The organism is Methyloglobulus sp. (assembly GCF_046714055.1).
Classification (GTDB): domain Bacteria; phylum Pseudomonadota; class Gammaproteobacteria; order Methylococcales; family Methylomonadaceae; genus Methyloglobulus.
The window spans coordinates 1-9,240 of the sequence record NZ_JBKKBJ010000030.1; the positions used below are offsets into that span (position 1 = coordinate 1).

Consider the following 9,240-nt stretch of genomic DNA (forward strand, 5'->3'; position numbering starts at 1 on the left):
GCCCGGGAATGGCAAGGCCTGGGCGGCGCGATGGCCAAGGCACCGATGGCGTTGGAGCCGGTGGGCAGGGACCCCACCGGCCGGGGGGGAAAGGCAGCAACAGGGGCCTGTTGGTTGACGGACGGGGCGTGCCCTTGTCGATTGTGCCCAATGGGGCGAACACCCATGATGCCAAGCCGCTCGCCGCCACCCTGGACGGCATTGCCGTCGGGCGTCCCGGCGAAGGTTCGCCCCAGCAGGGCCCCTGCCTGGATGCCGGTCAGGTGGGCGGACCGGCTAGGCGCGAGGTCGGGGAAAGGGGCTATATCCCCCGTGTCAGGCCGCGCGGCGAAGAGATTGCGGAAATGGACAAGAACCCTGACTTTAAGGCAAGGCGCTGGGTGGTTGAGGTTTGCCACTCCTGGTTTGACCGGTCCAGGAAACTCTTGGTGCGCCATGAAAAAATGGGTCGGAGCCATCTCGGCTGGCTTATGCTGGCCGCTTCGGCCATCGTTTTACGGAAAAATAAAAGGTCAGGGGAATATTATTTATGGATAAGTTCTAAGAATTATCAATGGGTTGTACAACTATAATTAATCACCCAAAGAGTGAGAGCATTGTAGGGGCAGGCCTTGTGCCTGCCCTGGCAACCCAGTGGTTATCCGGGCAACCAAAAGGGATTGCCCATACGGTGGAAACATCAAATCTAACTGATTTTTTTAGGTTTAAGGATTATGCCAGCAAATTAACGAGTATGCGTTCGTAGATAGAAGACAGTACTTCAAGATCTTTCAAGTCGATATGTTCGTTGATTTTATGGATGCTTTCGTTAAGCGGGCCCAGCTCGATGACTTGCGCTCCTGTGGGCGCTATAAAGCGTCCATCCGAGGTGCCGCCGCCCGTATCGTCTTTGGGTTCATAGCCAGTGACTGTCTTGATGGCGGCATGGGCGGCATCGATCAGTTCACCGCCGGTAGTCAAAAACGGATTTCCAGATAATCGCCATTGGACGTCGTATTTTAATCCGTGTTTACCCAGAATGGCGTGGGTGCGTTGCTTGATGATGTGTTCATCCAGTTCTGTGGAAAAGCGCAGGTTAAATTGCACCTCCACGTTGCCGGGGATAATATTTTCCGCGCCAGTCCCGGCATGAATGTTGGAAACCTGGAAACTGGTCGGCGGGAAATTGTGATTGCCATGATCCCAAACTTCTTCGGTCAATTCTTTTAAAGCAGGTGCAAAGGCGTGGATCGGATTTTCTGCCAGTTCGGGGTAAGCGACATGGCCTTGAATGCCGTGGACTGTCAGTTTGGCGCATAAAGAACCGCGTCGCCCTACACGAATGACATCGCCGATTTTTTTGTCACTGGATGGTTCGCCCACCAAACACCAGTCGATTTTTTCGTGTCGCGACTCTAATACTTCCACGACTTTGACAACGCCATTCGTGGCAATGCCTTCTTCATCGCTGGTCATCATCACGGCAATGGAGCCTCTATGATCGGGGTGCTTGCCAATAAAGCGTTCGACTGCGGCAATGAATGCCGCAATGCCGCCTTTCATATCGGCAGCGCCACGACCATACAGCTTGCCATTACGCAGGGTAGGTTCAAAGGGCGGCGAAAGCCACGCATCCAGAGGGTCGGTGGGTACAACATCAGTATGCCCCAAGAATACGAACAGCGGTTTAGCTACACCTCTTCTAAGCCAAAGGTTTTGGGTGTCGGCGAAGTTAAGGCGTTCTTCTGTAAACCCTAATGGTCGTAGCCGCCCTGCCAACACATCCTGGCAACCTTCATCCTTGGGCGTGACCGAGGGACGGCGGATAAGGTCTTTAAGGAGTTCCAGGGTCGTGCTCATAGCAGCTTTGCTTGGTAGACGGTCAGTTTAAAACCGATCAAAAGTTCGCTGCCGGTATTTAAAATCGGGCGTTTAATCAGGGTGGGGGTATCCAACATAAGTTCTATGGCTTTGGCTTCCGTGAGGCCGTCCTGTTGTTCGGCACTCAGTTGCCGCCAACTGGTGCTGCTACGATTAAGCATTGTGTCCCAGCCCAGGTTGGCAACAAAACGTTGTAGTTGTTCGGAAGTTAGTCCGTCTACCCGATAATCGTGGAATTGATAGGCGATACCGTGTTTGTCCAGCCAGTCACGCGCTTTTTTGACGGTATCGCAGTTTTTTATGCCGTAAAGCACAACCATAACTTAAAGCTGGCTGTTCAGTAATTCGTCAATGTCAGGCAGTTCTTTGTCCGCCTTGCAACGGATTTTATACAGATCGACGAACTCCATAAAGGCTTGTTGAAGGTCTTCGAGAATCTCTTCTTCATTGTCCCGCTCATCTTCGGGGACATCGTCCGATTCCAAATATTCTTGTTGCAGGGCGATTTCGCTGTTAAGGGCGAGGGTCGCGTAGATGATGGCATTGTTGCTTAGGTTTTGGTTCATGGGATATACATAGTTAATGTTAAAGGTATTCAGTGATGTTTGTGACCGAATTGGATATGAAGTGAGAGGGTTGGCATTATTTTTAAATTTTGCTTTCAATAAGGCCGTGCTATGTCGCCTTTATGGCTAAGATCAACACCAAATCCTTACTTTAACTAGTTGTATAAGGGTTCATAGAATTGCGGATAGGCACTAATAACCGTACTAACGTTGCTATGGGGCATTAGCAATTTTTTTAAAAGGGACAACAGTAGATTGTGAATGATTCGCATAGGTTTCCCAGTCAGGGGTATATTCCTCGGCTTGATTACCCCATACGAACCAATCTTTTCTTGGGCCGCGGGCAAATAGCTCAATGCGAGGCCCGGAACTGCATGCTTCTATCAGATCATATTGCTCATCAGGCTTTCGGCTATGCTCCCGTTTTCTTGTAGAAATAATGTTTTCTTGGCTTCGTCCAGGCTGTAAAGTCCGTGCATTCTTACCTCGAACACCAAACAGGATCATTTCTGTAACGTTTCTAAAGTAGAAGCCAACACCTCTTCGATCAGGGCCACCGTCTTTACGGATCTTATACCAGATGATATTGGTTTTATAAGTAAACCCCCAATGCTCCATAACTTGCATACCTTCGGCTAGCAATGCGTTTGGAACCCACAAATAGAGGTGGGCTGTATCTGCGACTATCGCTTCGACAGGCAAGTCTTTTATTTCTTGAAGTGACATTGTCGGGTAACGCTGCAATCTTTTATGTTCAGGCGCCATTTTCCCCGTCCTATTTTGAAATTGCCAAGGCGGGTCAGCCAGAACGGTAGCAAATTTTTTTTTATCGACGGCTCTCAGAAGATCATCTGATGCTTTCATATTTACTCGTCCTCAACATACAGTTTTTTAGATATGCCGATAATTAACAATGGGCAACCTGCGCCACCGCCTCCTTCTATACGCGGCAGAAGCTTGCTCATGTGGGTAGTTGATGCGCCATAGGATGCACCTCGACCTAATTCTTTGAATATATTTTGCAGTTCATCGCAACGAGTAATAATAACGCCGACGCTTATCGCCCTAAGCTCAAAAAGAAGACGAAAGTTGTTTAAATCTCGGTCGAAAAATGGATCCTTGTTATTCCACTCGATTTCAAGGGCAACTCTATTTTTAAAACAATCAACTTTATGAGTTGGTGCGTCCATTATATGCTCATCTACTACGACTTTTGTGCTAAATTCCTTTTCTTCCCAAGCAAGTTTATAGAGATATGAGTCAATAAATTCAGATAGTTTGGATTTCCTGCCACCTGGACTAGTTATCCAGCTTTTGTATAGACGAAACTCTGTCAATACTCCAATAATATCCTTCAATTCTGTGGGAAAATCCTCTTTCAGTATTGCACATGCGTGTTTCCATTCATGCAATTCGTAATTTTCGCGAATAAACTCAGGGAGTAATTCAATACTCATATATCCCCACATCCCATTATTTGTATAATTAATCCCGCAGCAGCTCATTAATCCCCGTTTTGCTGCGCGTCCGTTCATCGACCTGCTTGATAATCACTGCACAATACAGGCTGTATTTGCCGTCTGAAGAAGGCAGGTTGCCGGAATACGGCCAAAGCTGACTTCGCGTGTCTGCCGATTGAAGATTTTGGTGCTTTGGCCGATGTAAACACCATTGTAATAACGCAGCCATCTTCAACGACAACACCTTCAACGATTTCCGAACGTGCGCCGATAAAGCCGATAAAGCAATTGTCGGCATCGCCTAAAGCGCCTACTGTTGGTGCCCTTCCTGCTTCCATCCAGTTGCGCGACGCGTTCTTCTACGTCGAATAATCCAGGTTGGCGGGGCTGTTTCATCGGCTGAATGTCTCTGGCGGGGTTACGTTGTTGTCTCATTTATTTACTATCTCGGTGCGAATAAAACTCGGGGAGGATAGTGGAATTTTTTTAGAGATGCCCTTAAGTAATCACATCCGGCTCAGCCCTGCCTGTCCGTATTTTCACTTCGCAAAGCTGCTCAGCCAGAGAGATCAAGTCTGCTAGGGCAATTTGTGCATCCTGCATATGCTTGGTGGCATCAGGCTCAAATCGTTCCAGGTAGATTCTTAACGTCGCGCCAACCGTACCTGTTCCTGACAAACGGAATACAATCCGCGAGCCGTTGGCAAAACCAATGCGAATACCCTGGTTGCTACTGACACTGCCATCAACAGGATCGGTATAACTGAATTCATCGGCAAACTTAACCTCATAATCACCAAAGGCCTGTCCCGGTAGTGTAGGTAGTTGGCTACGCAAATGCACGACAATGTCATTGGCAATAGTTGAATCGACCGCTTCATAATCATGGCGGCTATAAATATCCCGACCAAAGGTTTGCCAATGCTCGTGGACGATTTCCGCAACGGATTGGCGTTTTCTGGCGATCAAATTCAACCAGAACAGCACCGCCCAAACACCGTCTTTCTCACGTACATGGTCGGAACCGGTACCAAAACTCTCCTCACCACATAAGGTGATCTTGCCCGCATCCAGCAGATTACCGAAAAATTTCCAACCAGTCGGGGTTTCGTAACAGGAAATGTTGTATTTAGCGGCGACGCGATCTACCGCCTGACTGGTCGGCATGGAACGGGCAACACCCGCCAAACCTTTACTGTAAGCCGGAATCAAATGTGCATTCGCCGCCATAATTGCCAGACTGTCGCTAGGAGTCACAAAGATTTGGCGACCTGTGATCATGTTACGGTCGCCATCACCATCCGAAGCGGCGCCAAAAGTCGGCGCCGAATCACTGAACATGGTTTCCGCAAGCTCGTGGGCATGGGCAAGGTTTGGATCGGGGTGGTGTCCGCCAAAATCCTCCAATGGCTCGGCGTTGATGACTGAATTTGGACTGGCTCCCAACAAATCAATAAATATCCGTTTCGCATAAGGCCCGGTGATCGCGTACATGGCATCGAAAAGCAGGGTGATATAAGCGCTGCCAATACTTTGTTTAAGCAAGGCAAAATCAAACAGGGATTGCATCAATTCTGCATAATCGGTAACGGGGTCAATAATGGTGATGGTAAATCCATCCAGTTGCTGCGTACCCATCCGGTCTAAATCAACATCCTCCATGATAGCAGTTTTATAATTATCAATGACTTGGCTACGCTTAAAAAAAGCATCGGTATACTTTTCGGGGGCAGGCCCACCGTTGCTGACATTGTATTTGATGCCAAAATCTTCGTCAGGGCCACCAGGATTATGGCTGGCAGATAAAACCAAACCGCCAAAAGCGCTATACTTCCTGATAATGTGCGAAGCTGCCGGAGTTGATAATAAGCCCCCCTGCCCTATAATTAGCTCACCAAAGCCGTTGGCAGCGGCAATTTTAATGATACTTTGGATGGCGGTTCGGTTAAAATAGCGGCCATCACCGCCCAATACCAATGTTTGGCCAGCAAAGTCCTCCAAAGAATCAAAAATTGCTTGGACAAAGTTTTCCAGATAACCGGGTTGTTGAAAAACTTTAACTTTTTTACGCAATCCAGAGGTTCCTGGATTTTGGTCGCTAAAAGGCTGGGTGGCAATGGTTTCGACTTGCATGTATTGATCCTGTGCGATGACTAAACTGTTTGGCTAAAGTACACTAAATTTCTAATCTCGTGTAGACCTTACGATATGTTACGGATTTATTTATTACTGATTTGCAGTTTTTACGCTTTAAACGCTTTTGCTTATGACAATATTTGGCTGCTGATAGATACGAGGGCGCTCAAAATTGAAGTAAAAAAAGGCGAACAAACTATCGATACGATTGATGGTATCGCGATAGGCCAATCAGGCGCCGGGCAAAAAACGCATCGCGGCGACAATATTACGCCCTATGGCGAATACAGGATCGGCTGGGTAGGCCAAAGAAGCTCGTTTCATAAGTTTTTTGGCCTCAATTACCCGTCAATACAAGATGCTGACAATGGCTTCCGTCGCGGCATTATTGACCAGTTCACGTACGGCAACATTATCAATGCACACCGGTACAATCAAGTTCCCCCGCAAAACACGGCATTGGGTGGTCGAATCGGCATCCATGGACTGGGGAATGCCAGTGAAAAGATTCACAGGACGATGAACTGGACGCACGGTTGTATCGCATTAACCAATAACCAGATCGATCATTTAAGCCGGTGGGTCGATACCGGAACGCTAGTAAAAATAAAATAATACTGGAAAATATTCAAAACGGTGTTAGACTTTCAGCGGCTGTACGTTTTTTTTGTAGCAATAAACTTGGAAATAAGGAAAATAAACATGAAAAGATTAATTAAAGTGTCAATGATTGCTCTAGCGGCTAGCTTAGTGATTGGCTGTGCTACCAACTCAGATATCGAAAATTTGCAAACCCAGATTGATGGCTTGAAAACATCTGTTGCGCAGGCATCTTCTGATGCAGCCAGCGCACAAGCAGCGGCTGCTGACGCAAAAGCCTCTTCTGATCGTGCTGCTCAATATGCTCAAGATACAAACAGCAAGCTGGATAGCATGTTCAAAAAATCAATGATGAAATAGTCTCATTATTTGCTATAAGTAAAACCAAAAAAAGCCCGGTGGCCTTATAACCACCGGGCTTTTTTTATGCCCTTTTTATGACTTGACTACTCCGCCGAATAACTTAATCAAGCGCGGCAGGAACAAGCCAAGCTCTGCGGACATAATTGAAAAATCTGCGTCAAAGCGCATGTCTTCACCCTCAACTTCTATATCTTCCAATTGATCCTGGACTAAATCCAAAAACCGCAACCGTTTGATAGAAAAATTTTTGTCCAGAATAAAAGACAAACGATCAGCCCAACTCAACGCCACAAGGATGGCTTCTTTACCTGAATCCAGATGATTTTGAATTTCCGGCAACCCCAAATCCTGGCGTTTACAACGAATCGCACTCGCATCTTCTCCGGGCGAGCGCAGTTCGCATTCGTCTTCAACCACAATGTCAGTTGGAGTTTCTTGGCTGACCAGCCATTGCGTCATGATCGTAACCGGATTGTTAACGGTATTGATCGGCACGGCAGGTAGCGATCCCAGACTTTTACGCAATAAGCCCAGCAAATCCTCGGCCTTGTTAGCAGAAGCAGTATCAACCACCAACCAGCCGCCTTTAGGATCAATGTAAGCATACGTTTTCCGGGAAAATGTAAACGCTCGTGGCAACAAATCAAAAATAAGCTCCTCCTTGAGTCGTGACCGTTCTTTTTTTGATAATTGTCGTCCTTGTTGTTCTTCCGCCTCAACCACTTTTTCCTGGATCATCTCATTGACGACTGCTGGGGGCAAAACCCGTTCCTGTTTCTTGACGCATAGCATCATATAACCGTTGGTCGCATGGGCAAGCGATGTCTCCGACTTGCCCGAGGGCGCAGTCCAACCAAAACTGGATTCCTCATGAGCGCCGCAAGGGCGGAGCCGCAGGGCATCCAGCTTTTCAGCTAGTTCATCGGCATTTAAAGTAAACGGTTCTGTGAAACGAAAAAGGCTAAGATTTTTAAACCACATATGTGAAAGTATCCTAAGCAAAATGGAGCGGCATTATCACACAATGCGGCATGAGGGTGAACGGGAAATCAAGCACGAGCAAAAACCCGCATAAAACAGCCATCCAGACTGTGATAAAGTAAGCCTTATTTTTTTGAGGTGCTGATGGAACCCTTATCAACTTGGGAAAATTTATTGCTAGGTGCTCTGGCTATCCTGGTGATTTTCTGGATGAAACCCGGCATTAAGGCCGCCCTGGAGAAAAGCAAAACCGCCAAAGCCGACTGGCCTGGGCTGCTCATCCCCTTAGCGCTTGTCGCCTTGTTTGTCATGTTTCTTATCGCAATGGTCAAGCCATGATGAACGAATATGATGACTACGAGGAGACTGGCGAAGACATCAAATACTACGCGATTCGACCCAATAAAACGCAGATAAAAAAAGAAATCGCAGGGCTTTTCGCATTAGGCGAAACGATGTCGAAATTATCTGCCGCACACTTACATAGCTTGGAATTACCTGAAAACATCCGCAAGGCAGTCAGTGAAGTGGCCGACATGCCTCACACAAGTGCCCGCAAGCGCCTGCTGAAATACATCGCAGGCCAGCTCCATAAAATAGACGTAGCCCCCGTCCAAGAAAAACTCGCCCGCATACAAAACAAGAGCGCCCACGCAGTCAGGGAACACCATATTATCGAACACTGGCGCGATAAACTGATCCGCGAAGGCAACGAAGCGTTGACCGAATTGCTTGACGAACAACCCGCTGCCGAATTACTGAAAATCAGGCACATACTGCGCAATATCAAGAAAGAAGCTGAAACCGGCAAACCGCCCAAGTCAGCAAGGTTGCTGTACCGTTACCTAAAGACCTTATTCCAGTTTGAAGCCGATACCGAGTTAGAGGACGAACAGGAAGCTGGTTTTTGAGTTAAGGAAGCCCTGTAGTCAAGCTTCTGGATAGTGAGATTGGTTGTTGTTCGCCTGCGGGATGCATAACCCCGCAGGCTCTGTGAAATTTATTTCCAGTCGGTTATAACGTGTTAATTGAATTTATTGACAACGATGAGGCCACCTGACATGACCAGGTCTGGATTCTCCAGGATTTTAAATTTGTCGAATGGATTGCCTTTCACTGCGATGATATCAGCCGGTGCGCCGGGCAACAATGTTATGGTCAACTAAAACCGGACACATTCTTAGGCAGCTTTCCTATAAAAATCCCGCTCAAATTCCAGCGGGGATCGATAGGCTAGTCTTGAGTGCGCACGTCTCCCGCTATAAAAAGCCAGG

13 protein-coding genes and 1 pseudogene are annotated in these 9,240 nt (G+C 47.5%); 5 read left to right on the top strand and 9 right to left on the bottom strand.

Translation table 11 applies throughout. From position 1 onward, the window contains the following. A partial coding sequence (locus ACLQ6D_RS01835) for a transposase (RefSeq protein ID WP_411725553.1) occupies positions 1-572 on the top strand: 572 nt, incomplete at its 5' end. Positions 573-711: 139 nt separating this feature from the next. On the opposite strand, the gene dapE is transcribed toward ACLQ6D_RS01835, so the two are convergent. From dapE to ACLQ6D_RS01870, 7 genes and pseudogenes are all read right to left on the bottom strand, one after another. Beyond that, the gene (dapE, locus tag ACLQ6D_RS01840) at positions 712-1,839 is read right to left on the bottom strand and encodes a succinyl-diaminopimelate desuccinylase (RefSeq protein WP_411725554.1); all 1,128 of its coding nucleotides are present in this window, start codon (positions 1,837-1,839) and stop codon (positions 712-714) included. Next, positions 1,836-2,180, bottom strand: coding sequence for an ArsC family reductase (locus ACLQ6D_RS01845; protein WP_411725555.1), 345 nt, complete (start codon positions 2,178-2,180; stop codon positions 1,836-1,838). Before ACLQ6D_RS01845 ends, dapE begins: the two co-directional genes overlap by 4 nt. Positions 2,181-2,183: 3 nt before the next feature. Further along, the gene (locus ACLQ6D_RS01850) at positions 2,184-2,426 is read right to left on the bottom strand and encodes a hypothetical protein (RefSeq protein WP_411725556.1); all 243 of its coding nucleotides are present in this window, start codon (positions 2,424-2,426) and stop codon (positions 2,184-2,186) included. Positions 2,427-2,639: 213 nt separating this feature from the next. Continuing rightward, the gene (locus ACLQ6D_RS01855; RefSeq protein WP_411725557.1) at positions 2,640-3,290 is read right to left on the bottom strand and encodes an MT-A70 family methyltransferase; all 651 of its coding nucleotides are present in this window, start codon (positions 3,288-3,290) and stop codon (positions 2,640-2,642) included. Positions 3,291-3,292: 2 nt separating this feature from the next. Further along, positions 3,293-3,961: a BglII/BstYI family type II restriction endonuclease gene (locus ACLQ6D_RS01860; protein ID WP_411725558.1), complete on the bottom strand. Its 669-nt coding sequence runs from the start codon at positions 3,959-3,961 to the stop codon at positions 3,293-3,295. After that, a pseudogene (locus ACLQ6D_RS01865) lies at positions 3,912-4,179 on the bottom strand (DapH/DapD/GlmU-related protein); the annotation flags it as partial. The pseudogene ACLQ6D_RS01865 and the gene ACLQ6D_RS01860, both read right to left, overlap by 50 nt. 205 nt (positions 4,180-4,384) lie before the next feature. Further along, a complete protein-coding gene (locus ACLQ6D_RS01870; RefSeq protein ID WP_411725559.1) occupies positions 4,385-6,019 on the bottom strand; it encodes an alpha-D-glucose phosphate-specific phosphoglucomutase in 1,635 nt (544 codons plus the stop codon). A 75-nt stretch (positions 6,020-6,094) separates the two neighbouring features. Here ACLQ6D_RS01870 and ACLQ6D_RS01875 point away from each other — a divergent pair, with 75 nt between their 5' ends. Then, on the top strand, positions 6,095-6,637 hold the full coding sequence (locus tag ACLQ6D_RS01875; RefSeq protein WP_411725560.1) for a L,D-transpeptidase family protein: 543 nt from the start codon (positions 6,095-6,097) through the stop codon (positions 6,635-6,637). An 87-nt stretch (positions 6,638-6,724) separates the two neighbouring features. Further along, positions 6,725-6,982, top strand: a complete 258-nt coding sequence (locus ACLQ6D_RS01880; RefSeq protein ID WP_411725561.1) for an Lpp/OprI family alanine-zipper lipoprotein — start codon at positions 6,725-6,727, stop codon at positions 6,980-6,982. A 75-nt stretch (positions 6,983-7,057) separates the two neighbouring features. Here ACLQ6D_RS01880 and rdgC read toward each other — a convergent pair whose 3' ends face one another. Beyond that, on the bottom strand, positions 7,058-7,966 hold the full coding sequence (rdgC, locus tag ACLQ6D_RS01885) for a recombination-associated protein RdgC (RefSeq protein WP_411725562.1): 909 nt from the start codon (positions 7,964-7,966) through the stop codon (positions 7,058-7,060). Positions 7,967-8,110: 144 nt separating this feature from the next. Between rdgC and ACLQ6D_RS01890 the strand changes: the two genes are divergently transcribed. Together ACLQ6D_RS01890 and yjgA are read left to right on the top strand one after the other, a co-directional pair. Beyond that, positions 8,111-8,305, top strand: a complete 195-nt coding sequence (locus tag ACLQ6D_RS01890; RefSeq protein ID WP_411725563.1) for a hypothetical protein — start codon at positions 8,111-8,113, stop codon at positions 8,303-8,305. Continuing rightward, the gene (gene yjgA, locus ACLQ6D_RS01895; protein ID WP_411725564.1) at positions 8,302-8,877 is read left to right on the top strand and encodes a ribosome biogenesis factor YjgA; all 576 of its coding nucleotides are present in this window, start codon (positions 8,302-8,304) and stop codon (positions 8,875-8,877) included. Before ACLQ6D_RS01890 ends, yjgA begins: the two co-directional genes overlap by 4 nt. A 113-nt stretch (positions 8,878-8,990) precedes the next feature. Here the strand turns inward: yjgA and ACLQ6D_RS01900 are convergent, their stop codons facing one another. After that, positions 8,991-9,128 carry a hypothetical protein gene (locus ACLQ6D_RS01900; protein ID WP_411725565.1) on the bottom strand — a complete coding sequence of 46 codons (138 nt, stop codon included), beginning with the start codon at positions 9,126-9,128 and terminating at the stop codon, positions 8,991-8,993. Positions 9,129-9,240: the final 112 nt, after the last annotated feature.

Coding starts and splice junctions, on each gene's coding strand:
- dapE (WP_411725554.1), bottom strand. CDS start 1,839: ATGAGCACGACCCTGGAACTCCTTAAAGACCTTATCCGCCGTCCCTCG.
- ACLQ6D_RS01845 (WP_411725555.1), bottom strand. CDS start 2,180: ATGGTTGTGCTTTACGGCATAAAAAACTGCGATACCGTCAAAAAAGCG.
- ACLQ6D_RS01850 (WP_411725556.1), bottom strand. CDS start 2,426: ATGAACCAAAACCTAAGCAACAATGCCATCATCTACGCGACCCTCGCC.
- ACLQ6D_RS01855 (WP_411725557.1), bottom strand. CDS start 3,290: ATGAAAGCATCAGATGATCTTCTGAGAGCCGTCGATAAAAAAAAATTT.
- ACLQ6D_RS01860 (WP_411725558.1), bottom strand. CDS start 3,961: ATGAACGGACGCGCAGCAAAACGGGGATTAATGAGCTGCTGCGGGATT.
- ACLQ6D_RS01870 (WP_411725559.1), bottom strand. CDS start 6,019: ATGCAAGTCGAAACCATTGCCACCCAGCCTTTTAGCGACCAAAATCCA.
- ACLQ6D_RS01875 (WP_411725560.1), top strand. CDS start 6,095: ATGTTACGGATTTATTTATTACTGATTTGCAGTTTTTACGCTTTAAAC.
- ACLQ6D_RS01880 (WP_411725561.1), top strand. CDS start 6,725: ATGAAAAGATTAATTAAAGTGTCAATGATTGCTCTAGCGGCTAGCTTA.
- rdgC (WP_411725562.1), bottom strand. CDS start 7,966: ATGTGGTTTAAAAATCTTAGCCTTTTTCGTTTCACAGAACCGTTTACT.
- ACLQ6D_RS01890 (WP_411725563.1), top strand. CDS start 8,111: ATGGAACCCTTATCAACTTGGGAAAATTTATTGCTAGGTGCTCTGGCT.
- yjgA (WP_411725564.1), top strand. CDS start 8,302: ATGATGAACGAATATGATGACTACGAGGAGACTGGCGAAGACATCAAA.